The organism is Sphingopyxis sp. EU05-FHT14B03, from assembly GCF_058790875.1.
In genome coordinates, this window is the sequence record NZ_JBYTDC010000001.1 from 1,097,966 (window position 1) to 1,123,720 (window position 25,755).

Annotated in this window: 25 protein-coding genes; 19 read left to right on the forward strand and 6 right to left on the reverse strand. The window is 65.5% G+C overall.

The annotated features are described in order from the left end of the window. The first annotated feature begins 3 nt into the window (after window positions 1-3). From AC3WS4_RS05380 to AC3WS4_RS05395, 4 genes are read left to right on the forward strand one after another with little or no spacing between them, the layout of a single operon-like run. Window positions 4-1,047: a phosphotransferase gene (locus AC3WS4_RS05380; protein ID WP_492735932.1), complete on the forward strand. Its 1,044-nt coding sequence runs from the start codon at window positions 4-6 to the stop codon at window positions 1,045-1,047. 11 nt (window positions 1,048-1,058) lie between these two features. Then, window positions 1,059-1,826, forward strand: a complete 768-nt coding sequence (locus AC3WS4_RS05385) for an SDR family oxidoreductase (RefSeq protein ID WP_492735930.1) — start codon at window positions 1,059-1,061, stop codon at window positions 1,824-1,826. Then, a complete protein-coding gene (locus tag AC3WS4_RS05390; protein WP_492735928.1) occupies window positions 1,823-2,311 on the forward strand; it encodes a cupin domain-containing protein in 489 nt (162 codons plus the stop codon). The genes AC3WS4_RS05385 and AC3WS4_RS05390 overlap by 4 nt, the downstream gene beginning before the upstream one ends. A gap of 3 nt (window positions 2,312-2,314) precedes the next feature. Continuing rightward, a complete protein-coding gene (locus tag AC3WS4_RS05395; RefSeq protein ID WP_492735926.1) occupies window positions 2,315-3,016 on the forward strand; it encodes a nitroreductase in 702 nt (233 codons plus the stop codon). A gap of 13 nt (window positions 3,017-3,029) precedes the next feature. Here AC3WS4_RS05395 and AC3WS4_RS05400 read toward each other — a convergent pair whose 3' ends face one another. The 4 genes from AC3WS4_RS05400 to AC3WS4_RS05415 form a co-directional block, all read right to left on the reverse strand. Beyond that, a complete protein-coding gene (locus AC3WS4_RS05400) occupies window positions 3,030-3,260 on the reverse strand; it encodes a biotin/lipoyl-containing protein (RefSeq protein WP_187139065.1) in 231 nt (76 codons plus the stop codon). 12 nt (window positions 3,261-3,272) lie between these two features. Beyond that, a complete protein-coding gene (locus AC3WS4_RS05405) occupies window positions 3,273-4,283 on the reverse strand; it encodes an alpha-ketoacid dehydrogenase subunit beta (RefSeq protein WP_187139066.1) in 1,011 nt (336 codons plus the stop codon). After that, entirely contained in the window at window positions 4,280-5,269 is a 990-nt protein-coding gene (locus AC3WS4_RS05410) for a thiamine pyrophosphate-dependent dehydrogenase E1 component subunit alpha (protein WP_056344113.1), read from the reverse strand. Before AC3WS4_RS05410 ends, AC3WS4_RS05405 begins: the two co-directional genes overlap by 4 nt. Window positions 5,270-5,355: 86 nt before the next feature. After that, window positions 5,356-6,147 (reverse strand): GntR family transcriptional regulator, encoded by a 792-nt coding sequence (locus tag AC3WS4_RS05415; protein WP_187139067.1) that lies wholly within the window; start codon window positions 6,145-6,147, stop codon window positions 5,356-5,358. Between the two features lie 193 nt (window positions 6,148-6,340). Between AC3WS4_RS05415 and AC3WS4_RS05420 the strand changes: the two genes are divergently transcribed. From AC3WS4_RS05420 to AC3WS4_RS05435, 4 genes are read left to right on the forward strand one after another with little or no spacing between them, the layout of a single operon-like run. Further along, window positions 6,341-7,684 carry an aromatic ring-hydroxylating oxygenase subunit alpha gene (locus AC3WS4_RS05420; RefSeq protein ID WP_492735922.1) on the forward strand — a complete coding sequence of 448 codons (1,344 nt, stop codon included), beginning with the start codon at window positions 6,341-6,343 and terminating at the stop codon, window positions 7,682-7,684. Then, window positions 7,681-9,327, forward strand: coding sequence for an FAD-binding protein (locus AC3WS4_RS05425; protein ID WP_492735920.1), 1,647 nt, complete (start codon window positions 7,681-7,683; stop codon window positions 9,325-9,327). The genes AC3WS4_RS05420 and AC3WS4_RS05425 overlap by 4 nt, the downstream gene beginning before the upstream one ends. Before the next feature lie 31 nt (window positions 9,328-9,358). Further along, window positions 9,359-9,910 carry a nuclear transport factor 2 family protein gene (locus tag AC3WS4_RS05430; protein WP_492742654.1) on the forward strand — a complete coding sequence of 184 codons (552 nt, stop codon included), beginning with the start codon at window positions 9,359-9,361 and terminating at the stop codon, window positions 9,908-9,910. Between the two features lie 22 nt (window positions 9,911-9,932). Further along, entirely contained in the window at window positions 9,933-10,940 is a 1,008-nt protein-coding gene (locus tag AC3WS4_RS05435; protein ID WP_492735916.1) for a zinc-dependent alcohol dehydrogenase family protein, read from the forward strand. Between the two features lie 24 nt (window positions 10,941-10,964). On the opposite strand, the gene AC3WS4_RS05440 is transcribed toward AC3WS4_RS05435, so the two are convergent. Next, window positions 10,965-11,888 (reverse strand): SDR family NAD(P)-dependent oxidoreductase, encoded by a 924-nt coding sequence (locus AC3WS4_RS05440; protein ID WP_492735914.1) that lies wholly within the window; start codon window positions 11,886-11,888, stop codon window positions 10,965-10,967. Window positions 11,889-12,025: 137 nt separating this feature from the next. On the opposite strand from AC3WS4_RS05440, the gene AC3WS4_RS05445 reads away from it, so the two are divergent. The 9 genes from AC3WS4_RS05445 (at window position 12,026) to AC3WS4_RS05485 (ending at window position 22,653) form a co-directional block, all read left to right on the forward strand. Then, on the forward strand, window positions 12,026-13,150 hold the full coding sequence (locus AC3WS4_RS05445) for an Rv3169 family protein (RefSeq protein WP_492735912.1): 1,125 nt from the start codon (window positions 12,026-12,028) through the stop codon (window positions 13,148-13,150). 4 nt (window positions 13,151-13,154) lie between these two features. Further along, complete coding sequence (locus AC3WS4_RS05450) at window positions 13,155-14,183, forward strand: phosphotransferase family protein (RefSeq protein WP_187669096.1); 1,029 nt, start codon at window positions 13,155-13,157, stop codon at window positions 14,181-14,183. A gap of 4 nt (window positions 14,184-14,187) precedes the next feature. Beyond that, complete coding sequence (locus AC3WS4_RS05455; protein ID WP_056344141.1) at window positions 14,188-14,640, forward strand: hypothetical protein; 453 nt, start codon at window positions 14,188-14,190, stop codon at window positions 14,638-14,640. Between the two features lie 10 nt (window positions 14,641-14,650). Further along, window positions 14,651-15,460: an SDR family NAD(P)-dependent oxidoreductase gene (locus tag AC3WS4_RS05460; RefSeq protein ID WP_187139075.1), complete on the forward strand. Its 810-nt coding sequence runs from the start codon at window positions 14,651-14,653 to the stop codon at window positions 15,458-15,460. A gap of 4 nt (window positions 15,461-15,464) precedes the next feature. Continuing rightward, window positions 15,465-16,913: an aldehyde dehydrogenase family protein gene (locus AC3WS4_RS05465; protein WP_492735909.1), complete on the forward strand. Its 1,449-nt coding sequence runs from the start codon at window positions 15,465-15,467 to the stop codon at window positions 16,911-16,913. Window positions 16,914-16,924: 11 nt separating this feature from the next. Continuing rightward, entirely contained in the window at window positions 16,925-18,529 is a 1,605-nt protein-coding gene (locus tag AC3WS4_RS05470; RefSeq protein WP_492735907.1) for a GMC family oxidoreductase, read from the forward strand. Continuing rightward, the gene (locus AC3WS4_RS05475; RefSeq protein WP_492735905.1) at window positions 18,526-19,215 is read left to right on the forward strand and encodes an SDR family NAD(P)-dependent oxidoreductase; all 690 of its coding nucleotides are present in this window, start codon (window positions 18,526-18,528) and stop codon (window positions 19,213-19,215) included. The genes AC3WS4_RS05470 and AC3WS4_RS05475 overlap by 4 nt, the downstream gene beginning before the upstream one ends. Window positions 19,216-19,295: 80 nt before the next feature. Next, complete coding sequence (locus AC3WS4_RS05480; RefSeq protein ID WP_492735903.1) at window positions 19,296-20,792, forward strand: class I adenylate-forming enzyme family protein; 1,497 nt, start codon at window positions 19,296-19,298, stop codon at window positions 20,790-20,792. 31 nt (window positions 20,793-20,823) lie between these two features. Beyond that, window positions 20,824-22,653: an AMP-binding protein gene (locus AC3WS4_RS05485; protein WP_492735901.1), complete on the forward strand. Its 1,830-nt coding sequence runs from the start codon at window positions 20,824-20,826 to the stop codon at window positions 22,651-22,653. A 10-nt stretch (window positions 22,654-22,663) separates the two neighbouring features. On the opposite strand, the gene AC3WS4_RS05490 is transcribed toward AC3WS4_RS05485, so the two are convergent. After that, window positions 22,664-23,869 carry a cytochrome P450 gene (locus tag AC3WS4_RS05490; RefSeq protein WP_492735899.1) on the reverse strand — a complete coding sequence of 402 codons (1,206 nt, stop codon included), beginning with the start codon at window positions 23,867-23,869 and terminating at the stop codon, window positions 22,664-22,666. 25 nt (window positions 23,870-23,894) lie between these two features. On the opposite strand from AC3WS4_RS05490, the gene AC3WS4_RS05495 reads away from it, so the two are divergent. Further along, window positions 23,895-24,056, forward strand: coding sequence for a hypothetical protein (locus AC3WS4_RS05495; protein WP_492735897.1), 162 nt, complete (start codon window positions 23,895-23,897; stop codon window positions 24,054-24,056). Then, on the forward strand, window positions 24,053-25,735 hold the full coding sequence (locus tag AC3WS4_RS05500) for a class I adenylate-forming enzyme family protein (protein WP_492735895.1): 1,683 nt from the start codon (window positions 24,053-24,055) through the stop codon (window positions 25,733-25,735). Before AC3WS4_RS05495 ends, AC3WS4_RS05500 begins: the two co-directional genes overlap by 4 nt. The last annotated feature ends 20 nt before the right edge of the window (window positions 25,736-25,755 follow it).

Below are 25,755 nucleotides of genomic sequence, written 5' to 3' on the forward strand. Positions count from 1 at the left end.
GCGGTGCGGATACCGGACGATATTGCCGAGATCACGCCCGAATGGCTGAGCGTGGCGCTCGCCCCGCGCTTTCCGGGGGTGCGGATCGACCGCGCCGAGCCGGTGGATGTGATCCATGGCGCCTGCACCAAGATACGGCTGGCGGTGGCGAGCGATCACCCCGACCTGCCACCGACGATGATGATGAAGGCGGGGTTCGAGCCGCACAGCCCGGCCATGCGCAAGATGCATGTGAACGAATATCACGCCTATCACGACCTGATGCCGACGACCGGACTCAACGTCCCCGATTGCCTGGCCGCGGTCATCGACGACGAGGGCAAGGCGCTCGTCATTCTCGAGGATCTGTGCCGGCGCGACGTGCGTTTCCTGTCGTTGCAAGAGCCGGTCGGCTTCGACCTGGCGAAGGCGTTTCTGTCGGGCCTCGCCAAGCTCCACGCACGCTGGTGGAATGCCCCCGAACTCGCGACGCGTTTCGCATGGGTGCCGGACACCAGCGAAGAATCGATGGCGCATTATGTCGGCCTGTTGCTGACGCCCGACCAGTTTCAATCCTACGCCACCGCACCGCGCGGAGCAGCGATGCCGCGCATGCTACTCGATCCGCCGCGCATCCGCGCCGCGCACCGGGCGATGCGCGCGGCGCACGAAACGCAGGCGCGGGTCATCAACCACGGCGATATGCACCTCGGCAATCTCTACGTCGATGCCGACGGCACCCCCGGTTTCCTCGATTCGCAGCCGCGTCTCGGCGCCTGGTCGATCGACGTCAGCTATTTCCTGATTGCCGGGCTCGACCTCGTCGACCGGCGACGCTGGGAAGCCGCTCTGCTCGACCATTATCTGGGCTGCCTGAAGGATCATGGCGTGGCTCCGCCGTCGTTCGACAACGCGTGGGCCGCCTATCGCCGCGACGTCGTGTGGGGCTTGCTGATCTGGATGCTCAACGGATCGCATTTCCAGACCGAGGCGAACAACACCGCCGCCGCGACGCGCTTCGCGATGGCGATGGTCGATCTCGACAGCTTCGGCGCGCTCGGCGTTTAGAGGGCAGAGCAATGGAGAGACGCAAGATCCTGGTGACCGATTCGGCGCGCGGCATCGGCGCGGCCACCGCCCAACGGCTGCGCGAGGAAGGGCACCACCCGATTGGGCTCGATCTCGACGATGCCGACATCATCGCCGATCTCGCGACACCCGGCGGCCGGGCGGCGGCGCTGAAGGCGGTGGGCGAGCGGAGCGAGGGAAAATTGCACGGCGTCATCGCCTGCGCGGGACTGGCCGGTGCCGACACCGCGGCGATGGTCGGGGTCAATTATTTCGGCACGATCGCCTTGCTCGAAGGCGTGCGCGAACTGCTCGCAGCGGCCGAAGCCCCGCGCGCGGTTGCCGTCTCCTCGTCCTCGATCATCCTCGGCCATGATGAAGACTTGGTGGAAGCCTGCCTTGCGGGCGACGAGACGCACGCCCTGCATCTGGCGGCGAAAGAACCGCGGCTGGTCTATGCCTCGACGAAGGTCGCGTTGAGCCGCTGGGTCCGACGTCACGCGATCCGTCCCGAATGGGCAGGCGCGGGCATCCTGCTCAACGCGGTGGCGCCCGGCACGGTGCTGACCCGGATCACCCGGCCGATCCTCGCCACCGAAGAGGGGCGCGCGATGCTGGCCGAAGCGACGCCGATCGCGGTCGATCGCTATGCCGAAGCCGAAGACATCGCGCCGCTGCTCAGCTTCCTTTCCGGTCCCGACAATCGCTATATCGTCGGGCAGACGATCTTCGCCGACGGCGGCAAGGACGCCATCCGGCGCGGCGACCGATTGCCGTGACCGGCGAGGCGCAGCGCACGGGTCATCGCCGCATCGTGACCGGGCTCGATCCGACGGGGCGGTCGTGCATCCTGTTCGATGGCCCCGGGGGCTTCGTCACCGCAGCGGCAGGTATCCGCGTCACATCGCTGTGGCAGAGCGACCGGTCGCCGGCGGACAACAGCGGCGACACCGACGCAGCCGACGCCGCCTATTCTTTCGCCTTTGCTCGGGGCGGCACCAAGTTCCTGATCGTCGAATTCGATCCGGGCGACGGACTGCTCGGACCCGGCATGCACGCGACCGACACGCTCGACTATGGTGTCATGCTGGCGGGCCGGATCACCCTGGTCACCCAGACCGGCGAAGTCGATCTGGTGCCCGGCGACCTGATCGTCGACCGCGGCGTCCTGCACGCGTGGCGCAATCGCGGGCCAGAGGTCGCAAAGATGATTTTCGTCAATATCGACGCGGCGCCGGTCGGCGCCGGCGCAACGGTGGAGTAAGCAATGGAAGACAGGGCAGCGCTGGCGCAGGCGTATAGCGAGGTGGTCAACGGGCGGCGGAGCATTCGCGGCTACAAGCCCGATCCGGTGCCGAAATCGCTCATCGTCGAGATATTGGAGCTGGCGATGCGCTCGCCTTCGTCGCTCAACACCCAGCCGTGGAATTTCTATGTCGTGACGGGCGAGCCACTGGCGCGGATTCGCGCCGGGAACACGCAGCGCAATCTCGATCGCATTCCGCACACCCGCGAATTCCGCAGCATGGAGAATTACGACGGCGTCCACCGCGAACGCCAGGTCGGGGTGGCCAAGCAATTGTTCGGCGCGATGGGGATCGAACGCGACGACAAGCCGAAGCGCAAGGATTGGGTGCTGCGCGGCTTCCGGCAATTCGATGCACCGGCCTGTATCGTCGTCACCTATGACCGGGTGCTGGTGGGGAGCGACATCGCACCCTTCGATTGCGGCGCGGTCGCGACGGCGATCGTCAATGCCGCCTGGTCGCGCGGGCTCGGCTGCGTGATCAACAGCCAGGGCATCATGCATTCGGCGGTGGTGCGCGCCGAGGCCGGGATCGCCGACGACCAGACGATCATGATCTGTATCGCGATCGGCTGGCCCGACGAGAGCTTCCCCGCCAATGCCGTGGTCTCGACGCGCAAAGCCGTCGAGGACGCGGCGACCTTCGTCGGGTTCGACGACTGAGCGCCGCGCCCCGCTAGCCGATCTCCGCGATCAGATCGCCGACCTCATAGGTTTCGCCGACTTCGCCGATGATCCGGATCTTGCCGCTCGCGGGACTCTCGACCTCGTTCGTCGATTTGTCGGCCTCCAGCGCATAAAGCGGCTGGCCTTCGGTCACGTCGGCACCGTCCTCCACCATCCATTCGGCGAGAATGCCTTCGTTCATTGAAAAGCCGATTTTCGGTATGGTCACTTGCACAGCCACTTGGGGGCCTCCTTAGCTGACGATGTCTTTGATGGCGGCGAGGATCGTGTCGGTATCCGGCGCATAGGCGGTTTCGAGCGGCCGCGAATAGGGCACCGCGCTGAACGCGCCGCCGAGCCTTTTGACGGGTTTCTTGAGCGCGCCGAACAGTTCCTCGTTGATCACCGAGGCGATTTCGGCGCCGGCGCCATGCTGCTTGACCGCTTCATGGACGACGATCACCCGACCGGTCTTGCGCGCCGATGCCAGCACCGTCTCACGATCCCACGGCGCGATGGTGCGCAGATCGACCACCTCGACCGAAATCCCCTGTTCGGCCGCCTGATCGGCGGCGGCGCGAGCCAGCACCGCCATGCGCGCATAGGTGACGATCGTCACGTCGCTGCCCTCGCGCTGCACCGCGGCCTTGCCCAGCGGGACGCGGTGGCTGCTGTCGGGCAGTTCGAACGCCATCGGGGTCCGGTATGTCGGCAGGTTCTCGATGAAGATCACCGGATCGGGATCGTCGATCGCCGCGCGGAGCAGGCCATAGGCGTCCGCCGGCGTCGACGGCGCGCAGACCTTGATCCCCGGGGTGTGCGCGAACCAGGCCTCCAGATAATCGCAATGCTGGCCGCCCGAACCGAAGCCCAGCCCGGTCATCGTCCGGATGACGATCGGCACGCTCGTCTGCCCGCCCGACATGAAGCGCAGCTTCGCGGCATGGTTGACGATCATGTCCATCGCGACGGTCGTGAAGTTCATCAGCATGATCTCGGCGATCGGCTTGTAGCCGCCAAGGCTCGCGCCGATCGCGGCGCCCATGATCGCCTGTTCCGAAATCGGCGTCGAACGGACACGGTCGTCGCCGAAGGTCGTGGAAAGCCCCTTGGTGATCTTGGCGATGCCGCCGCCCTCGGGATCGGCGAGGTCTTCGCCCAGCGTGATCACCGTCGGATCGTCGGCAAAGGCGTCCTGATAGGCTTTCGAAATCGCCTCGATGATGGTGACTTTCGGCTTCGCCGCCTTTTCCGCCGCGCTCATGCTGCGATCTCCTGCGCGAATACGTCGAAGCGCAAGGAGTCCCGTTCGGGCCAGGGCGAGGCAAGCGCATATTCGATCGCATCGTCGATCTGTTTCTCGATATCCGCCTCGATCGCCGCCAGTTGATCCTCGCTCGCGATTCCGTCGGCGAGCAGGCGCGCACGGAGGCGGGGAACGGGATCGGCCTCGATCGCCTCGGCTTTCTGCCCCTTGGGCATATAGCTGTCGTCGTCGCCGAAGGTGTGGCCATGGAAGCGGAAGGTCATGCATTCGAGCAATGTCGGACCTTCGCCGGCGCGGGCGCGCGCAACGGCTTCGGCAAAGGCCGAATACATCGCCTCGGGATCGTTGCCGTCGACGCGGACGCCCGGGATGCCATAGCCTTCGGCGCGGCCGGCGATATTGCCGCCGGCGGTCATCTTTTCGAAGGTGGTATGCTCGGCGAACAGATTGTTCTGGCAGACGAAGATCGTCGGCAGTTTCCAGACCGCCGCCAGATTGAGCGCCTCATGGACGGCGCCGATATTCGACGCGCCATCGCCGAAGGTGCAGACCGAAACCCGGTCGCTCTTGTCGAGTTGCGCCGCCCAGGCGAGACCGTTGGCGATCGGCGCCGACGATCCGACGATGCCGGTGGTGACCATGATCCCCTTCGGCGGATAGGTCAGGTGCATCGGCCCGCCCTTGCCCTTGCACGAACCGGTGGTTCGCCCAGCCAGTTCGGCCCAGAGTTCGCGTAAGGGAAAGCCCTTGCCGAGCATGTCGTGGATGCCGCGATAGATGGTACACAGCTTGTCGTCGTCGCGCAGCACCTGCCCCATCACCGAGGGAATGATCTCCTGCCCGCGATAGGAATAATAGACCATCGCGATCTGACCCGAGAGAATCACCTTCCGTGCACGCTCGTCGTTCGCTTTCAGCAACGCGGCGCGTTGATAAATCTCCAGCAATACCGCTGGATTCGCCACAAACTGCTTGCTGGCCATCGATCACACTCCCTGAGACAGTCGTTTATCAGTGCAATCAGTTATATAATTACACTGCTTCTGTCGAGAGTGATATGCGAGGAATTTCAGTCGATCAGATCGACCACCGAATTGGGGCCGACCTGCGCCAGCCACACTTTGCCCGCCGCGACCATATGCGCCTTCCAATGTTCTTCGGCGCCGGCGCCATCCCTGGCTTCGATCAGATCGACAAGCTTGGTATGCGATTTCAGGCCGAACCGGAGCTGTTTCAGCGAAATTTCCGGGTCGACCGAATTGCGCCGCTGCGCCAGGTTCAGATGTTCATTCACCAGACCGCTGAGCGCGTGCGAGAACATGATCAGCGTCTTGTTGCCGGCGAGGTCGATCATCGCCCGGTGAAATTCGGCGATCATCGACGTGATCGCGAACCGGTCCTTGATATGGCTCATTTCGCCTTCGATCATCGCGCGCAGGATCGGCACCGCTTTTTCGCTGTTGCGCTCGGCCACCAGCCGCGCCGCGGGCGGTTCGATCAGGGTGCGCATCTCGTAAAGGTCGCCGATGGTGACGCCCGTCGCCTGCAAGGTGATCCCGGCGGCGCGTTCGATCATCACATAATTGGGCGAACTGACGCGCGCGCCGCCCCGCGCGCCGCGCGCGACGGTCACCAGTCCCTCCGATTCGAGAATACGCACCGCCTCGCGGATCGTCGGGCGCGACACTTCGAATTCGGCAATCAGATGCGATTCGGCGGGAAGCGTATCGCCATCGACGAGTTCGCCGCGAATGATGGCGTTGCGGATTTGTTTCGCGACCAGTTCGGCGGTCTTGGGAACGCGAACGGCCGCCGCATTGCTTCGATTGCCGACGGGTATTGCGACAAAAGCGTTAGACAAGTTTAATTCCTTTATGGGGTTGGGCGCCTTTTGCCCCGAAACCGCGCGCCGCGCAAGCTTAGCCGGATCGACTCGCCTCTTGCAAACAGTCATATTACCTAGTTAGATGATAAGGTGCACGTCGGCGCGCGATCGGCGTTGCGGAACGCGAGCCCATTCAGTACACTGAATGGGCATGAGGAGAGGAATTTCGATGAACGTTCAGACCAAGGACGGACTGCAGCAGGATGGCGCGGGCTATGTCGTTGCCGCCGATCACTATATTTCCCCCGAATTCGCGAAAATCGAGGCGGAAAAGCTGTGGTATCGCGTCTGGCAGATGGCCTGCCGCGAGGAGGAAATTCCCAACGTCGGCGATTATTATACTTATGACATCGTCGACCAGTCGATCATCGTGATCCGCGTCGCCGCCGACGAGATCAAAGCCTATTACAATGTCTGCCCGCATCGCGGCCGCACGATTACCGAGGGATGCGGCCACGCCGCGCGCCTGTTCTGCAAATTCCATGGCTGGTCGTGGAAGCTCGACGGGACGATCGCCAAGGTCGTCGATCGCCATGAATGGCCCGAAGAATCGCTGACCGACGACGACCTCAACCTCGTGCCGGTCAAGGTCGGACGCTGGAGCGGCTGGGTCTATATCAACATGGACCCCGACAGCATCAGCCTCGAGGAGCATCTGGCGCCGGCGAAGGCCTATCTCGACCCCTACGACATCGGCGGGATGAACTATCACTGGCGCAAATCGACGATCTTCGACTGCAACTGGAAGGTCGCGCTCGAAGCCTTCAACGAAGGCTATCATGTCCAGACGACGCACAACCAGATGCTGCGCTACATGGACGACTGGACGCAAAGCTATGCGCGCGGGCGCCATTCGCACTTCGGCTATTGGGAATCGATGCCGATGGGTTCGCGTTCGGCCCGGCTGACCGACGGCAAGCCGACCGAGGATATCCGCCCCGGCATCCGCGACTACATGGAAGATATGGCGGCGACGCTGAACGCGGGTTCGTCGGTGCAGACCGTCTTTGCCGCGCGGCGTGTCGAACAGGAGGTGCCGCCGGGCACCCCGCCGATGGAGGTGCTCGCCAAATTCGGCCAGTATATATATGAAAATGCCGCCTCGCAGGGCCTGCAATGGCCGAGCATCACGCCCGAGCAAATGTATGCCGCGGGCGTCGACTGGCATCTGTTCCCGAACCAGATCATGCTGATGGGTCCCACCGGCCTGCTCGGCTATCGCGCGCGTCCGTTCGGGAACGACCCCGACAAATGCGTCTGGGATGTCTATTCGCTTCAGCGCTACCCCGAAGGGCAGGTGCCGAAGGTCGAGCATGAATGGAGCCAGGATCATGGCGACGTCGATTTCTGGGGCCTGATCCTGACCCAGGACTATCAGAATATGGGCCAGGTCCAGAAGGGCATGAAGTCGAAGGGCTTCAAGGGCGCCAAGCCCAATCCGCGGCAGGAGATCGCGGTCATCAACTTCCACCGCAGCCTCGACGACTTCGTCGAGAATGGATACGCTCAATGAGCGGGTGGGACGAGAGTGCCGATTTCATCGTCGTCGGCAGCGGGGGCGGCTCGATGCTCGCCGCGATCGCCGCGGTCGATGCCGGAAAGAAGCCGCTGATCCTGGAGAAGACCGACCGGGTCGGCGGATCGACCGCGCTGTCGGGCGGGGTTTTCTGGATTCCGAACCACCCCTTACAGGCCCGCGAAGGCATCGACGACGATGCGGACAAGGCGCGCACCTACCTCGATTCGGCAGTCGGGGACGTCGGCCCGTCGACGTCGCGCGAGCGCAAGGACATGTTCCTGAAAATGGGTCCGCGGATGGTCGACTATCTCGAAACAAAGGGCATGCCCTTCGTCCGCTACGGCGGCTGGTCGGACTATCATGACGATCTGCCTGGCGGGCTGGCCGAGGGCCGCTCGCTCGGCGTCGAAATCTTCAACATCAAGACGCTCGGCAAGGAATGGTATCCGAAGCTTCGCCGCGGCGAATTCGGCATTCCCGCCAAGCGCACCGAAACCAAGCATCTGACGCTGATGAAGGTGACCTGGGCCGGCAAGCTCGCGATGGTGAAGATCGGCCTGCGCCTGATACGCAACAAGATCCTCGGCATCCACCAGGTCGGCTCGGGCGCCGCGATCCAGGGGCGGATGCTGAAAATGGCGCTCGACCATGGCGTCGATATCCGCACCGATTCGGGGGTCAGCGATCTGGTCGAACAGGACGGCCGCATCGTCGGCGTGGTGACCGAAAAGGATGGCAAGCCCTGGCGGATCGAGGCGCGCGACGGCGTGCTGATCAACGCGGGCGGCTTTGCCCACAACGCCGAACTCCGCAAGAAATATGGCCCGCAGCCCTCATCGACCGCCTGGACCAACGCCAATCCCGGCGACACCGGCGAAATGATCGAGATCGCCCGCGCGCATGGCGCAGCGCTCGACCTGACCGATCAGGCGGTGTGGATTCCGACCTCGGTCCCGCCCGACGGCGCGCCGTTGATGAATGTCCCCGACCTGCCCAAGCCGCATTGCATCCTGGTCGACAAGCTGGGCAAGCGCTTCCTCGACGAAGCGCAATCCTATATGGCGAACGGGCAGGATTTTTACGCGCATGGCGCGGTGCCCGCTTATGCGATCATGGATGCGTCCTATTTCAAGAAATACAGCTGGGGCTTTCGCATGGGCGCGATTCCGCAGATCTGGTACGACAGCGGCTTCCTCAAACAGGCGGCGAGCCTGCGCGAGCTCGCGGCGCTGCGCGGGATCGATCCCGACGGCCTCGAAGCGACGGTCGAGCGCTTCAACGGGTTCGCCCGCGCGGGCAAGGACCCCGATTTCGGCCGCGGCGACAAGGCCTATGACCTCGTCTATGCCGACCGCACCCACAAGCCGAGCCCGACGCTGGGCGTCATCGAACGGGCGCCCTTCTATTCGATCGAGGTGTTTCCCGGCGATGTCGGCACCTTCGGCGGCATATTGACCGACGAATATGCGCGCGCGCTGCGCGACGACGGCAGCGTGATCCCCGGCCTCTATGCGACCGGAAACTCGACCGCCTCGGTGATGGGCAAGACCTATCCAGGCGCGGGCGCGAGCATCTCGCCGTCGTTCATCTTCGGCTGGGTCGCGGCACAGCACGCGCTGCACCGCCTGCCAAACTGAGAGCCCGGATATGGAACCCTCCGTCGAAGCAATGGTGCGCGAACTGTATGACAAGCAGAAGATCCGCGAGGTCGTCGCCCGCTATTGCCGCGGGGTCGACCGGATGGACCGCGACCTGTTCCTGTCCGCCTATCACCCTGATGCGATCGACGACCATGGCTTCGTCGTCGCGGGGCCGGAGGAATTCTGGGCCTGGGTGAACCACTATCACACCACCGCCCAGGCGACCCACCAGCATATCATCACCAACCACAGCTGCGAACTCGATGGCGACACGGCGCATTGCGAAACCTATTGGATGTTCGCCGCGCTCGATCCGAACGGGCAGAATCTGACCATCGGCGGCGGGCGTTATGTCGACCGCATGGAAAAGCGCGGCGGCGAATGGCGCATCGCGGCGCGCAAATGCGTCCCCGACTGGGGCGGCCAGCCGGTGGCGACCCAGATCAGCCCGGAGGCGCGCGCGATGCTGGCGCAAAGCGGCACGACCGCGCGCGATGCCAGCGACTGCTCGTACGAGCGGCCGCTGACGATCCCGCCCGAACGCGTCGGGATCAACGTCGATATTCTCGCCGGCACCTGACGCAGCGGCCGCGTCCCCAGCGATGAAAGTCTATCGCCTCCGCGATCACGGGTCGCTCGACAATCTGGCGATCGAGGGCGCGCCGGTTCCCGAAATCGGGTCCGGCGAGGTGCTCGTCCGCATCCGCGCCGCGTCGCTCAACGCCCGCGACCTGATGATGGTGTTCGGTCCCTCACCCTATGGCCCGAAACCGGGGCTGATCCCCCTGTCCGACGGCGCGGGCGAGGTCATCGCCTGCGGATCGGCGGTGACCGGCATCGCGCCGGGAATGCGCGTCGTCATTCCGTTCCGCCCCGGCTGGATCGACGGTCCCTTCGATCCCGCGGCGATCGCGACCGACCTCGGCGGCGCGGTCGACGGCGTCCTCGCCGAGCAGGTCGCGGTGGCGGCGCGCACCGTGGTTCCGATCCCCGCTTCGATGTCGTTCGAACAGGCCGCGACGCTACCGTGCGCCGGCGTCACCGCCTGGGCCGCGCTCGATCGCGGCGCGGCGGTCGGCCCCGGTCACAGCGTCCTCGTCATGGGCAGCGGCGGGGTTTCGCTGTTCGCGCTGCAGATCGCGCGCGCCAGGAGATGCCGGGTGATCGCCACGACATCGAGCGAGGCCAAAGCCGCGCGCCTGCTCGCCATGGGCGCGAGCGACGTGATCAACTATCGCGACTGCCCCGACTGGGACCGGCGCGTTCTGGAACTCACCGGCGGGCGCGGGGTCGATCGGGTAATCGAGGTCGGCGGCGCGGGCACCCTGCCCCGTTCGATGGCCGCGCTGGCGCCCGAAGGCGAAATTGCACTGGTCGGGTTACTCGACGATCCGATGAGCGCGATCAGCCCGCTGCCGCTGATGCGGACGATGGGCACCATCCGCGGCATTTCGGTGGGATCGCGCGCCGATCTCGTCCGCCTCGTCGATTGCGCGGCGCAAAATTTCGCGCCGGTGATCGACCGTGTCTTCGATTTCGATCAGGCCCGCGCGGCGCTGGCTCATCTCGCATCGCGAACCCATTTCGGAAAAGTGGTGATCCGGGTCTGAGCGACGCGGACCACCTTTTCCTTCTTATTTCCCGGTAAATCGGTTGCGGATGTCCCACGTCAGCGCGCGCGTGGTTCCCTCGTTACACAGGCCCTCGAAGGTCCAGCCGTCGACCGCGAACTGGCTGCGGACATATTCGGGTTCCTGCACCAGCGCGACATGGCCACCGTTGATGAAGAGTTCGCGTCCGTTGAGGTTTTCCGACAGGTCGGAACAGAGCCAGGCCGCGACCGCGGCGACATTCCACGGGCGGCCGTCGGGGCCGCTGTTGCCGATCCAGTGGTTCGACAGCGGCGGAATCTTGAGCGTGTTCATCGCATAGCCGAGCGTCTCGTACACCTCGGGGATATTCATGTTGCTCGGCCCCGAAATCGGGCGGATGACGTTGGTGCGCACCCCATATTCGGCCAATTCGCGCGCGACGGTGCGCGACATGCCGACGACACCCTCTTTCGCGGCGCTGTAATTGGCCATGCCATAATGGCCAAAGCCCGAGGGGGAGGCGAAGTTTACGATCGCGCCGCCCTGTTTCTTCAGATGCTCGGCCCCGGCGCGGATCGTCGCGAAATAGCCCTTGAGGTTGACCGCGATGACGATGTCGAAATCCTCCTCGCTCATCTCGGTGATCCGGCGCGGACGGATGATGCCGGCGTTGTTGATCAGATAATCGAGCCGCCCGAAATGGTCGATCGCGCAATCGACGACCGCCTGGCCGCCCGCCATCGACGCGACGCTTGAGGTGTCGGCGACCGCCTCTCCCCCCGCGGCCTTGATCTCGTCGACGACCTGCTGCGCGAAACTGGCATCGCCGCCGCCGCCCTGCGGCCCGCCGCCCAGATCGTTGACGACGATCTTTGCCCCCTCGCGCGCCATCAGCAGCGCGGTTTCGCGCCCGATCCCGCGCCCGGCGCCCGTGATCACGGCCACCCGGCCATCGAATTGTCCCATATCCTGCTCCCTACTTGTGTTCTGTGTCGATTCCCGATTAAAGGTATATAGGTTTTATACGATTGTGAGCATGATTCAACCGGACTCGCGATCGCCGGACGGCCTCATATGACAGGGGCTGCCGATGGGAGAGATGCATGCTGAGCGCGTTCGACGATTACCCCTATCACCAGATCGCCGACCATTTCGACTGTGCCGGCAGCAGCGACCATCGTTTTTTCGACCGCTATTGGTGGGTCGCCTATGATCCCGAGAATCGCGCGCAGGTGAACTCGGGCCTCGGCGTCTACAAGAATATGAATGTGCTCGACGGCTTCGGGACGATCCTGCTCGACGGGCAGCAGCATAATGTGCGGACGTCGCGCGCCTGGCGCCCGAATGTCGGCCGGATCGGCGCGGGGCCGCTCGACTATATCGTCAAGGAGGGGCTCAAGAGCTTTCGCCTGCTGCTCGAACCGAATGATTTTGGCGTGTCTTTCGACATGCATTGGGAAGCGACGCTGCCGGCGTTCGACGAGCCGCATCATCGCCGCTATATCAACGGGGTGCTGCACGAGGACTATCGGCGCTATTATCAGTTCGGACGGGTCAACGGCTGGGCCGAGGCGCAGGGGACGCGGATCGAGATCGTCGACTGGTTCGGCTTTCGCGACCGATCCTTCGGCGTCCGCCCCTCGGTCGGCGGTCCGGCGCCGCCGACCCCGCCCGCGCCGGTCGCGGGCGGCCGCGTGACGTCGGTGATTTCGGGCATGGCCTTCGCCTGCGACGACGGAACCCATGGCAGCGTCCAGATCCAGGAGGACGATAGCGGCCGCACCGTCTATTCGGGCGGCAAGCTGGTGCGGCGCGACGGCGACGGATGGCGCGAGATGACCATCGACGGCGCGACGGTCGATATCGGCCTCGTACCCGGCACGCTGAAACCGACGGCGCTGAATTTCGATTTCACCGCCGGCGGCGACCGGTATGAACTGCGCGGCACGCCGCTCTCGGACGGTTTCGTCTATCAGGGCTATGGCTATTACAACGGCTATTGGGACCAGCGCGGACTCGGCGCGTGGCGCGGCGACGGCATCGTCGAAGGCGAAACCTATGATGTCAGCGATCCGTCGAGCGTGCGCGACCTTAGCGGTCGTGTGACCTTTCCGGCCGTCCTGCCGCACGAATATCCGCTGGCGATCACCCTCAACGGCGGCGCCGGCATGGCCGATTCGATGGTCGGCTTTACCGGCCCCCACCCGCGCTACCGGCCGCAGGGATAAATCGATGCCCCTCTATCAACCCCTCAACGAGCCGCAGATGACGGCCTATTTCCAACAGCTTTTCCCGGATCGGTCCAAGGCGCGCCTCGAAACGGTCAAGCGCTCCTATCCCGGCATGTCGCGCGAAACCTGGTGGGTCACGCTCGCCTGGGACGCCGACGGCGAAAAGGGCCGCGAGAAATTCGTCGTCCGCCTCGATCCGCCCGGCGGCTGCATGTCCGACAGTCCGCTCCGCGACGAAAGCGAAGTGTATCGCCTGCTCCATGGCACCGCGGTGCCCGTGCCGCGCCTGGTGGTGCACGAGGACCGTCCCCAATGGCTGCTTGAGGGACGCGAATTCACGATCCGCGAATGGATCGATGGCGAGATCGAGCCAGCCTGTCTTCGCGAGACCGGCGACGAAGCCGAAGCGGCGAAGATCGGCATCGTCAAGGAACAGATGGACAAATTGGCCGCGCTCCACGCACTCGACTGGGACGCGATGGGCTTCGGCCAGCTGCTGCCCATTCCGTCCGACCCCGAGAATTGCGGTAAGGACGATGTCGTCCGGCATCTCGAGATGCTCGACCGCCACGCGCAGGAGCCGCTTCCGGGCCTGCGCGAAATCGGTCGCTGGCTGCTCGACAACCCGCCCCCCGCCCCGGCGCGTATCGTCCTGCGCAAGGAGAACAACGGCATCGGCGAAGAGATTTGGCAGGACGGCAGGATCGTCGGCATGTGCGACTGGGAGGGCGCGAGCCTGGGCGATCCGGCGCTCGACCTGGCCGTCGCGATGGGGACGACCGCCAAATTTTGGGACGAGGATGCCGCGCTCGCCTATTACAACAGCGTCGCGCCGCACCCGGTGACGCAGGAGGCGGTCGGCTGGTACCGGCGCTTCTGGGGCTACAAGGGCGCGTGCGCGTTGCACTCGGCCTTGCGCAACTACAATGACGGCCGCGACCGCCGCGTCCAACTTCTTACGCTCGGTTGCCTCTATCCGGTGATGATCCAGGCCAACCTGTCCGCCGCCGCACAGTTCGGGAAGGGTTGAGGCGATGAATCCTTCAGCACAGGACATTCTTCGCGGTTGCGTCGAGAATCTCGAAGAGCTGGTCGCACCCGAAATCAGCAGTCCGCATGCGAAAAGCGCGATGATGTGCGCGCGCATGCTGATCAACCATGTCATCCTGCGCCTCGATCAGGAGGGCGCCGCGCTGGTCGAGGATTGCCGCGAGAAGCGCCGCCTGCTGGCCACGCTGGCCGAAGCGGGAGAATTTCCGCCGGCGCTCGCCGCCGAGGTTCGCACCCTCGCCGCCGACGCCGAACCCGGTCATATCGCGATGGCCGATCTCACCGCGCGCAACGACGCGTGGAAACGCCTGTTCGAACGGGCGCTCGCCGAGCCGCTCGCCCCCGCCGTCCGCACCAGCCTGCGCGCGCAACTGGCGGCGCAGATCGGCCGCGAAGCCGCCTATTGCGTTCCCGCGCTCGACGGACCGATGTTTTGAGGAGCCCCCTATGACCGACACTATCCTTGAGTCCGCCGCCCTCGCGCCCTTCACCCTGACCGGAAAGGTCGCGCTGATAACCGGCGCCGCGTCGGGGCTCGGCAAGGCGACCGCCGGGCTTTTCCTCGACGTCGGCGCCAGCGTCGTGATCGCCGACCTGAATGCCGAGGGCGCCGCCGCGGTTGCCGCCGAACTCGCGGCCAAGGGGCCGACGCTCGGCATCGGCATGGACGTGTCCGACGAGGCCGCGGTGCAGGCGGGTTTTGCCACCGCGGCCGAGCGGTTCGGCGGCGTCGATGTGCTGGTCAACAACGCCGCCTATCGCGGCAAGGCGAACACGATGGACATGTCGGTCGCCGAATGGGACATCATGCACGCCGTGTGTACGCGCGGCAGTTTCCTGTGCCTGCGCGAGGCGGTCAAGCAGATGCGACGGCGCGGCGGTGGATCGGTGGTCAATGTCTCGTCGATGAGCGCGCAGCATCCGACGATCTTTCCCAACATGCATTATGACTCGGCGAAGGCCGGGGTCGACGCGATCACCCGGCTGGCGGCGGTCGAGTTCGGCAAGGACGGGATACGCGTCAATTCGGTGCTGCCCGGCGGCATGGCGACCCCCGGACCCGACAAGATGCGCGCGGCGCAGGCGGCGGGCGGCGCGGTCATCGCGGGGCCGGCGACGATCCCGGGGCGCAACCCGATGGGGCGCATCGCCGATCCCATCGAAATGGCGCGCGCGATCCTGTTCCTCGCCAGCGACGCGGCGAGCTATATCACCGGCGCCGAACTGCTCGTCGACGCCGGCTTCACCAAGGGTTGATGGCATGACCGACCTGCTCTCCGACAGCCGTCCCCTGATCGGCGATACGCGCCCGGCGACGACCGGTCTCGGCGCCCGCGATCATGTCAATCCCGCCACCGGACAGGTTCAGGCACGCGTGTTGATCGGCGGCGCCAGCGAGATCGATGCCGCGGCGCGCGCCGCGGTTCTCGGCCAACGGGCGTGGCAGGCGCTCGGCCCCGAAAAGCGGCGCGATAGCCTGCTGCGCCTCGCCGACCTGATCGAAGCCGACGCGGCCAAGCTCCTGCGGATGGCGGCGCTCGAATGCGGCACGCCGCTGTCGAGCAATTCGAGCGGCCTCGCGCTGTCGTGGATCCGCTATTATGCCGGCTGGGCCGACAAGATCGAGGGCAGCTACAGCGAACCCTTCGGCATCGCCGGACTAGCTTATTCGCGGCACGAGCCGATCGGGGTGATCGGCGTCATCATCCCGTGGAATTCGCCGCTGGTGGCGATCGCGATGACCGCGATCCTGGCGATGGCGGCGGGCAATGCCGTCGTCCTCAAGCCGCCGACGCAGACCCCGTTCGTCGCGCTGCGTTTTGGCGAACTGGCGCTCGAGGCGGGGATTCCGGCAGGGGTGCTGAACATCGTTCCTGGCGATGCCGAAGCGGGCGAGGCACTGATCGCGCATCCGGCGGTAGGCAAGATCAGCTTCACCGGCGGCGACATCGTCGCCAAGGCGGTGATGCGGACCGCCGCCGAACATCTGAAACCCGTCGCGCTGGAACTCGGCGGCAAGTCGGCGAACCTGATCTTCGCCGATGCCGATCTCGATGTCGCGGCGGCGATGGCCGCCGGTTGCAGCCTGGTCCCGCTGGCGGGGCAAGGCTGCGTCCTGCCGACGCGCGTCTATGCGCATGGCGCGATCTTCGACGAGTTCGTCGACCGGGTGCGCGCGCATGCCGAAAGCTACACGCTTGGCGATCCGCTCGACCCTGCCACCATCATCGGACCCGTCATCAACGAGGCCGCCGCGCAGCGGATCATCGGGGTGATCGACCGCGCCAAGGCCGAAAGCGGTGGCCGGCTGGTCACCGGGGGTCGCCGCGGGCAAGGCGACCTCGCCGCCGGCAGCTTCGTCGAGCCGACGGTGTTCGCCGGCGTCGCGCACGACAGCCACCTCGCCCGCGAGGAAGTCTTCGGCCCGGTGCTGTCAATCGTACGGTTCGGCGATGACGCCGACGCGGTGGCGATGGCCAATGATTCGCGCTTCGGCCTCGGCGCCTATCTCCACACCCGCGACCTGTCGCGCGCGCACAAGGTCGCCGCCGCGCTCGAGGCCGGATGCGTCGCGGTCAACGGCATGTTGCCGATGGCCCCCAACCAGCCCTTCGGCGGCGTCAAGCAAAGCGGCTTCGGACGCGAGGGCGGCCGTGCGGGGCTCGAGGAATTCATGCAGATCAAGCAGGTGCTGATGCACCTGCGCTGAGGGGATGAGGCGTGGACGACGAGGCGGACTTTGTCATTGTGGGCGGGGGCAGCGCGGGCTGCGTCCTGGCCGCGCGGCTGAGCGAAAATCCCGGGCATCGGGTGATCCTGCTCGAGGCCGGCGGCGAAGGCCGCGATTTCCTCGTCCGGATGCCCGCCGGCACCGCGAAACTGATGGGGCACAAAAAGTTCGACTGGTGCCTGCCAACCGAACCCGATCCGTCGATAGGCGGCCGGACGATGCAATGGGCGGCGGGCAAGGCGCTCGGCGGCAGTTCGGCGATCAACGGCCAAGTCTATATGCGCGGCGAACGGTCGGACTATGACCATTGGGCCGCCGCCGGATGCACCGGCTGGGGCTATGACGATGTCTTCCCCTATTTCCTGAAGGCCGAGGAATTCCACGGGCCGCCGATGCAATCGCATGGCCGGCACGGCCCGCTCAGCGTCTCGCCGATCCAGGATCCGCAACCGGTCGGCCAATATGTCATCGACGCCTTCACCCAGGCCGGGATTCCGCTGAACGAGGATTATTGCAACGGCAGCCAGAGCGGCGTCTATCGCATCTTCGCGACCCAAAAGGACGGCCAGCGCTGTTCGGCGGCGCGGGCCTATCTCGATCCGGTGCGCGGCCGCGCGAACCTGACCGTCGTCACCCAGGCGCATGTCGACCGGATCGTCATCGAGGGCGGCCGGGCGACCGGGGTGGAGGTCCGCGTGGCCGGCGGGCGCCGCGTCATCCGGGCGCGCGGCGAAGTGCTGCTGTGCGCCGGCACCCTGTTGTCGCCCACCCTATTGATGCGGTCGGGTGTCGGCCCGGCGGCAGGGCTGGCCGCGCACGGTATTGCGGTGCAGCGCGACCTGCCCGGCGTCGGGCGGAATTTGCGCGAGCACAACAGCGTCAGCCTGGCGAAGCTCGTCAACATCCCGACGATGAGCGCCGAGCTCGGCCCGTTCAAGCTCGCACGCCACATGCTGAATTACATGTTCTTCCATCGCGGGCTGCTGACGACCCCGGCGGTGCAGGTCATGGCGGCATTCCGCACCGATCCCGACCTCGCCGACCCCGACATCATCCTGTCGATGCTGCCCGTCGCGGTCTCGTTCAACGACAAGGGCGATGCGGTGGTGGAGAAGCGTCCGTCCTTCTCGTTCGGATTCCATGTCGCGCGCCCGCAGAGTCGCGGCGAAATCCGGCTGCGCAGTGCCGATCCCGATACCAAGCCGGTGATCGACCATCGGCTGCAAAGCGCGCAGAGCGACGTCGACAAGCTGGTCGCGGGGCTGAAGATCGTCGAAAGCCTGTGCGGCAAGCCGGCGTTGGCCGCGATCATCACCGGGACGCTGCGACCCGATCCCATGCCGTCAGATGACGACCAGTGGGAAGCCTATGTGCGCCAATGGGGCGGCATCGGATATCATGCGGTCGGCACCTGCCGCATGGGCGCTGATGGCGACCCGATGGCGGTGCTTGATCCGCATTTGCGGGTCCGGGGGATCGCGGGACTGCGGGTGGTCGATGCGTCGGTGATGCCCGAACCGGTGTCGGCGAACACCAATGCGCCGACGATCATGATCGCCGAACGCGCCGCCGAATGGATCGGGAGAGGGATATGACGCTCGAACGCATTTTTGGAGTGACCGACCGCAAGATACTGGTCATCGGCGCCACCCCGATCGGCGAGGCCACCGCCGCGCTGTTCAACGAACTGGGGGCCACTGCCGAAATCGCCGATATCGTGCCGGGCGAGCAGGTGATCGCCGACGTGGTTGCGGGTTTTGTCGCGCGCCATGGCCGGATCGACGTGATGGTTTATGCGGTCACGCGCATCGGCACCTATGCGCTGCCGACGATGTCGCTCGACCAGTGGGATCAGGTGCAGGACGCCAATCTGCGCGGTGCCTTTCTGGCCATGCGTGCGGTGATTCCCGCCATGCAGCAACAGGGCGGCGGCGCGATCGTCGCGGTGTCGACGATGGGATCGGTCCATCCGGTGCTGAAGGGCAATGGCGCCTATGGCGCGTCGAAGGCGGGGCTCAACGGCCTCGTGCGCGCGGCGGCGCTCGACCATGCCGACGACGGTATTCGCGTCAACGCGGTGTTGCCCGGCGCCGTGCCGGTGGGCGACCCGCCAGCCGATATGGAGCGGCTGGGCGGACCGGCCACCCAGCCCGGCCGGTTGATGCTGGGAATGGGGCGTGCCGAGGATGTCGCCAGCGCCATCGTCTATCTCGCCTCCCCGGCGGCGCGTTTCGTCACCGGACAGATGCTGGCGCTCGACGGCGGCTTCCTGATTTCATGAGGAATGGCTTGCAAAGCGAGGGCATATACATATAAATCAGATATACATTAATTTCCACCGCTCGCAAGGATTACGGCAGCATGTCCACGCTCAATTCGATCGTCCGCAACGTCATGGCGATCGACCCTGCCGCCCCGGCGCTCGAATATCAGGGGCAGTGGCACAGCTGGGGGGACCTCAGCGGGGTAATCGATGCGGTCGAGGCCCTGTTGCAGCAGCATCATATCGGTTCGGGAACCCGCATCGGCGGCATATTGCGCAACACCCCGCCGATGGCGGCGGTGATCATCGGCACAATCACGTCCGACCGCTGCGTCGTCACGCTCAACCCCGCGCTGCCCGACGAAAAGCTCGCGAACGACATCATTACCTTGAAGACGCCCGTCATCGTCGCCCAGACCGAGGACTGGCAGCGCGCGCCGGTGCGCGACGCGGTCGCGCAAAGCGGCGCATTGGGGATCGAGATTACCGGCGACAAGGATCAGCCCGCGCGTCTGATCATGGCAAGCACCGGGACCGATTTCCACAGCGATGCCGCGGGGATCGGGATCGAGATGCTGACCAGCGGCACCACCGGCGCGCCCAAGCGGGTGCCGCTGAAAGCCGCCAATTTCTCGAAGATGGTGCTCGACGCGGCGGTGTTCGAAAAGCGCGATATCGATGCGCCGCCGACCTTGTCGCGGGCGGTGAGCATTTCCAACACCCCCTTCTCGCACATCGGCGGCATATTCAGCCTGTTCGTCACGCTGTCCGCGGGTCGCAAGTCGTGCATGCTCGACCGCTTCCGGGTCGATGAATTTGTCGACGCGGTGCAGCGGCACCGGCCCAAGGTCGCGGGCGCGCCGCCGTCCGCACTGCGGATGATCCTCGATGCCGGGGTGCCCAAAGAGGCGCTGTCGAGCCTCGTCGCCTTTCGCACCTCGACGGCGCCGCTCGATCCCGCGCTGGCCGACCAGTTCTACGAGCATTTCGGCATCCCGGTCCTGCAAAATTATGGTGCGACCGAATTCGCGGGTGGAGTCGCGGGGTGGACGCTCCCCGATTTCCTGAAATCGGGCGCCCAGCGGCGCGGCAGCGTCGGCAAGATGAACCCCGGTGTCGACGGCCGCATCGTCGATCCCGAAAGCGGCGAGCCGCTCGCCTATGGAGAAAAGGGACTGCTCGAACTGCGCGCCAAACATCTTGGCGACGGCCGGAACTGGGTCCGGACGACCGACCTCGCGCGCATGGACGAGGAGCAATTTCTGTGGATCCTCGGCCGCGCCGACAATGCGATCATCCGCGGCGGGTTCAAGATCATCCCCGACGACGTCGTCAAGGCGATGGAGACCCATCCCGCCGTCCTCGAAGCCTGTGTCGTCGCGCTGTCCGATCCGCGGCTGGGGCAGGTTCCCGCGGCAGGATATCGCGTGAAGGCGGGACAGTCGGTCGCCGCCGACGAACTGCGAGCGTATCTGCGCGAACGACTGACCGCCTATCAGCTGCCGACCAAGCTGCTCGAAGTGCAGGATTTCCCGCGGACGCCATCGATGAAGCCCAGCCAGCCCGAACTCAGGAAGCTGCTCGAAGCGGCTTGATCGGGCCTGTCGGCTGAAGCATGGCCCGACGGTGGATTATGCCCCTTTGCCTTTCGAACCGCATCGCTGCCGCTTCGAGGGTCGTGACGACGGCTCGACGCTGATCACGCCGGGCTATCGCCTGCCCGAACTCTGGCCGTCGATCCCGCACCTGTTCATCGATCGCGCCGAGCGCTTTCCGGACCGCCCCTTGGTCGCGCGCCGCGAATTGCTGCCCGACGGCGGCCGCGGCGAATGGCGGCGGCTGTCGTTCGGCGACGCTTTGCGGCAGGTGCGCGGGCTGGCGCAGGCGCTGATCGATCGGGGGATCGGTCCCGACGCGTCGGTCATGGTCCTGTCTGGGGGCAGTCCCGAGCATCTGGTCGTCAACCTCGCCGCCCAGATGGCGCGCGCGCCTTATACGCCGGTGTCGGTCAATTATTCGCTCGCCGGCGGCGATTTCGCGCGGCTGCGGCACTGCTTCGCGATATGCCGGCCGCGGCTGATCTACGCCGACGACTGGCGCATCTTCCTGCCCGCGATGCGCGCACTCAACGAACGGGGCGACCTGATCCTCATCACCGACGAGGCCGCACCCGATGGCGAGACGCTGGCGCTGGGCGAGCTGCTATCGGCCGTGCCGACCGACGCGGTCGATGCGTCGCTCGCCGCGATCGCCCCCGACACCCACGCCAAGACGATCTTCACCTCGGGTTCGACCGGCAAGCCCAAAGGCGTGATCCAGACCCAGCGTATCCTGACCGGCATCGTCGCGCAGCATCAGGCGATGTATGCGCATGAAGAGGAAGAAAGCCCTGCCAAGGCCTTTCTGTCGTGGGTGCCGTGGAGCCATGTCGGCGGCAGCAACACCCTGCCCGCCGACATCTTCAACGAGGCCGCCTGCTTTTACATCGACGACGGACGCCCCCTGCCCGGCCAGTTCGCCGAATCGATCCGCAACCTGCGCGAGATATGCCTGACCGAATATAATTCGACCCCGATCTTCTTTTCGGAACTGGTAACCGCGATGGAGGCCGACGACGGGCTGCGCGCCCATTTTTTCCGCGACCTGCGCTTCCTCAGCTATGGTTCGGCGGGACTGTCGGAGGATGTGTTCCGCCGCCTGCAGGCGCTGGCGGTCGCGGCCACCGGGCGCCGGATTCCGATCATCACCAAATATGGGACGACCGAGACACAGGGGACGACGATCGTCGGCTGGCCGCTCGAAACCACCGGTCCGATCGGGCTGCCCTTTGCCGGCAATGTGGTGAAGCTGGCGCCCGCCGGCGGGCGGCTCGAGATCCGGGTCAAGGGACTGACCGTCACCCCCGGCTATCTGAGCGATCCCGAGGCCACCGCCGCCGCCTTCGATGAAGAGGGCTTTTATCGCACCGGCGACGCCGCCCGCTTCGTCGATCCCGAACGCCCCGAACTCGGCCTCGTCTTCGACGGCCGGGTGACCGAGAATTTCAAGCTGTCGTCGGGCACCTGGGTCCATGTCGGGGCGCTCCGCATGGCGTTGCTCGACGCACTCGATCCGCTGTTGCAGGATGTCGTAATCGCGGGCGAGGGACGCGGCGAGGTGCGCGCGCTCGGCTGGATGCGGATCGCCGATGCGCGCAAACTGGCCGGGGACGATCTCGACGCCGCAGCACTGGCCGGTCATCCGGCGATCACGGCGCATGTCGCGGCGCGGCTCGCGCGCCACAATGCCGCGGCGGGCGGCCAGTCGCGCCGCGTCTCCGCGCTGCGCCTGCTGATCGCGCCGCCCGCCGGCGACGAGATCGCCGACAAGGGCTATGTCAACCAGCGCGAAGTGCAGCGCCAGCGCGTCGTCGATGTCGAGGCGCTCTATCGCGGCGAGGCGATCGCCGCCGGCTGACGCGCGGCTCTCAGTCCCAGCGAAGATAAAGCTCGTCGAAGCCGGGCACCGATCCGCAATGTTCGACATTCTTGCGGTCCGGATCGAGCCGGAATTCGGGCAGGCGGCCGACGAACTCCTCGAGGAATATCTCGATCTCGGCGCGCGCCAGCCCCTGACCGACGCATTTGTGCGGGCCATTGCCGAATGTATTGTGCGCGGGCGCGTTGCGATCGAAATCGACGGCCATCGGACAAGCATATTCGCGATCGTCGATCCCCGACAAATTGTTCGGGACCATGATCATCTCGTCCTTCTTGAACAACACGCCCTTATATTCGAAATCGCGGGTCAGGATGCGGCCGGTGTTCGACAAGCCGAAACGGCGCAGGAATTCCTCGCAGGCGGCGGGAATGATCTCGGGCTCTTCGCGTAGGCGCCGCTGCTGCTCGGGATGCTGGGCGAGATAATGGGCGATATAGGATATTTCGGACGCCACCGTGTCGAGCCCGCCAAAGAAAAGCAGGCTTGCCATCGACAGCACCTCCTCTTCCGACTGGAAACGCGGGTTGCGGCGCCACGCCGCGACGCGGGTCAACAAATCGTCGCCGTCGCCATCGGCGCGCTCGTCGAGCACGGTCTTCAGATAGTCGCGGACGCGAATCTGCGCGGCGAGCCTTTCGGCGGGGTCATAGGAGGACATCAGCGCGATACCCCATTCGACAAATTCCTCGCGCCGGTCGAGCGGCAGGTCGACGATGCGCAGGAACATCGTCACCGGCATTACCCGCGCAAAATCGCCGAGCAGTTCGCAGTGCCCTCGCGGCAGCAGTTTTTCGACAAGTTCGATCGTCAACTCGCGGGCATCGTCGCGCATCTTGGCAACCTTGCCGGGCATGAAGCCGGGGTTGATGACCGCGCGATAGCGCGCGTGATTGGGCGGATCGACCGCGAGCGGCAGCGGCTTGAGCGGCATCAGCGTGCGCGGAATCATGAATTCCTCATGGCTGAAAATCTCGTAGTTCAGCTGGACGAATTTGACGTCCTCGGCGCGCGTCACCATCCAGTGCCCGCCATGGCGCGGCGACCAGATGATGTCGGGACCGTCGTGCAGGCGCTTCACCGCCTTGTACACCCCCACCTCTTCCAGGCCGTCGGGACGGATATAATCATAATCCACCACCAGCTCGGCCGGGACATGGTCCGGCTTCGGGGTAAGAGGGACGGGGCTGTTCATATCCTGCTCCTGATAGGCTTTTGTTGTGTATATCATCTATCTGTTTATACCGATGATGCAAGCGATGGCGCGCGGATGCGCGACATGGGAAAAGAGGCTTGCCGGGGAGAGCGGCGTGGAAACAAAGGTCCGGATCGGTCAGATCATCAGCGATGATTTCGGTCAGCGGGAATTCCGCCTGCCATGAGCGCCACGATCCCCCAGCCCGATTTCCAGCCCACGATCCCCGGCCTGATCCGCAATTTTTCGGCGCGCTATGGCGAGGCCGATGCGTTGGTGCGCGATGGCCGACGGGTGACCTTCGGCGATCTCGACCGGCAATCGGCCGCGGTCGCGAAATCCCTGCTGGCGATGGGGGTCGGCAAGGGCGCCCGGATCGGCATCATGGCCCCGCCCTGCCCCGAGTTCGTCGTCGCGGTCCTCGCCGCCGGACGGATCGGCGCGATCGTCGGCCCGCTGAGCACATTGTATCAGGCGCCCGAATTGCGTTGGGTGCTCGCCCATGCCGAATTCGACCATCTGATCATTGCCGATGCATTCCTGCGGCACGACTATCTCGCCCGGCTCGAAGAGGCGCTGCCCGATCTCACCGATCAGGCCGCCGGCGCGCTCCAGCTCGAGGCGGCCCCGCGACTGCGGCATATCCATGTCATCGGCGGCGGATCGCGGCCCTGGTCGCGCCCGTTCGATGCCCTGCTCGACGGCAGCGACGCGATCGGCGACGCGATGCTGGAACAGGTCGAAACGCTAGTGACCCCCGCCGACCCGGCGTGCATCATCCACACCTCGGGCAGCACCGCGACCCCAAAGGGCGTCGTCCATGGGCACGGCCCGCTCATCCGCCACAGCTGGCAGATGGGCATGGACTTCACCCCGTTCGGCCATGGCGACCGGGTGGTCACGACGCGCGCGATGTTCTGGGTCGCCGGCTTTGTCGCGACCCTGTTCTACAGCCTCAACAATGGCGCCTGCCTGATCACCACCAGCGACGGGTCGCCGGCGAATATAGTGAAGCTGATCGAAACCGAACGCGCCAACGCGCTCGCCGGCGATTCGGGCTGGTTCGACGTGTTGCGCGACTCCGCCGAATTAAAGGCTGCGGGCTATGACGTGGTGCGGCTCAATATGGACAGCGCCGGACTGGCGCGCGGCGGACGCTTTGTCAGCGATCATCTGTCCGAACGGTTCGGCGCGCCGGTTTCCCATCCCAACGGTCGCTTCGCCCGCACCTTTGGCATGACCGAGGCGCTGGGGGGGCATACGTCGGCGCGCCACGACGAACTGCTGCCCGAAGACCGGCCGTTCTGGCAGGGCCGCGCCGTTCCCGGGGTCGAATTGAAGATCGTCGATCCCGAAACGCGTATCCCGTTGCCGCCGGGCGAGGTCGGCGAACTGCTGGTGCGCGGCTATTGCCTGATGCTCGGATTGAACGGACGCGAACGGCATGAGACCTTCGATCCCGAGGGCTATTATGCGACCGGCGACCTCTGCCTGCTCGACGCCGATGGCTATCTGAAATTCGAGGCGCGGCTGGGCGAGATGATCAAGGTCCATGGCGCCAATGTCGCGCCGATGGAGGTCGAACTCGCGCTCGCCGGCCTGATGGGAATCGAAAAGGCGGGCGTCGTCGGCGTCCCCGGCGCCGGTGACACCTTGCTCGTCGCGGCGGTGCTGATGGCGCCGGACCGCGTCCTCGACGAAGCCGCGGTCATCGCCGACCTCAGGGGCAAGCTCTCCTCGTTCAAGGTCCCGAAGCATATCGTCGCGCTCGACGAAGCGACGCTGCCGGCGACCGGATCGGGCAAGATCAAGAAAGCCGAACTCGCCGCGCTGATGACCAGACTGGTCGGCGACGGATCATTATAATCATATAACGAATTTACTTG

Coding starts and splice junctions, on each gene's coding strand:
- AC3WS4_RS05385 (WP_492735930.1), top strand. CDS start 1,059: ATGGAGAGACGCAAGATCCTGGTGACCGATTCGGCGCGCGGCATCGGC.
- AC3WS4_RS05395 (WP_492735926.1), top strand. CDS start 2,315: ATGGAAGACAGGGCAGCGCTGGCGCAGGCGTATAGCGAGGTGGTCAAC.
- AC3WS4_RS05405 (WP_187139066.1), bottom strand. CDS start 4,283: ATGAGCGCGGCGGAAAAGGCGGCGAAGCCGAAAGTCACCATCATCGAG.
- AC3WS4_RS05410 (WP_056344113.1), bottom strand. CDS start 5,269: ATGGCCAGCAAGCAGTTTGTGGCGAATCCAGCGGTATTGCTGGAGATT.
- AC3WS4_RS05420 (WP_492735922.1), top strand. CDS start 6,341: ATGAACGTTCAGACCAAGGACGGACTGCAGCAGGATGGCGCGGGCTAT.
- AC3WS4_RS05425 (WP_492735920.1), top strand. CDS start 7,681: ATGAGCGGGTGGGACGAGAGTGCCGATTTCATCGTCGTCGGCAGCGGG.
- AC3WS4_RS05430 (WP_492742654.1), top strand. CDS start 9,359: ATGGTGCGCGAACTGTATGACAAGCAGAAGATCCGCGAGGTCGTCGCC.
- AC3WS4_RS05435 (WP_492735916.1), top strand. CDS start 9,933: ATGAAAGTCTATCGCCTCCGCGATCACGGGTCGCTCGACAATCTGGCG.
- AC3WS4_RS05440 (WP_492735914.1), bottom strand. CDS start 11,888: ATGGGACAATTCGATGGCCGGGTGGCCGTGATCACGGGCGCCGGGCGC.
- AC3WS4_RS05445 (WP_492735912.1), top strand. CDS start 12,026: ATGCTGAGCGCGTTCGACGATTACCCCTATCACCAGATCGCCGACCAT.
- AC3WS4_RS05450 (WP_187669096.1), top strand. CDS start 13,155: ATGCCCCTCTATCAACCCCTCAACGAGCCGCAGATGACGGCCTATTTC.
- AC3WS4_RS05455 (WP_056344141.1), top strand. CDS start 14,188: ATGAATCCTTCAGCACAGGACATTCTTCGCGGTTGCGTCGAGAATCTC.
- AC3WS4_RS05460 (WP_187139075.1), top strand. CDS start 14,651: ATGACCGACACTATCCTTGAGTCCGCCGCCCTCGCGCCCTTCACCCTG.
- AC3WS4_RS05465 (WP_492735909.1), top strand. CDS start 15,465: ATGACCGACCTGCTCTCCGACAGCCGTCCCCTGATCGGCGATACGCGC.
- AC3WS4_RS05475 (WP_492735905.1), top strand. CDS start 18,526: ATGACGCTCGAACGCATTTTTGGAGTGACCGACCGCAAGATACTGGTC.
- AC3WS4_RS05480 (WP_492735903.1), top strand. CDS start 19,296: ATGTCCACGCTCAATTCGATCGTCCGCAACGTCATGGCGATCGACCCT.
- AC3WS4_RS05490 (WP_492735899.1), bottom strand. CDS start 23,869: ATGAACAGCCCCGTCCCTCTTACCCCGAAGCCGGACCATGTCCCGGCC.
- AC3WS4_RS05500 (WP_492735895.1), top strand. CDS start 24,053: ATGAGCGCCACGATCCCCCAGCCCGATTTCCAGCCCACGATCCCCGGC.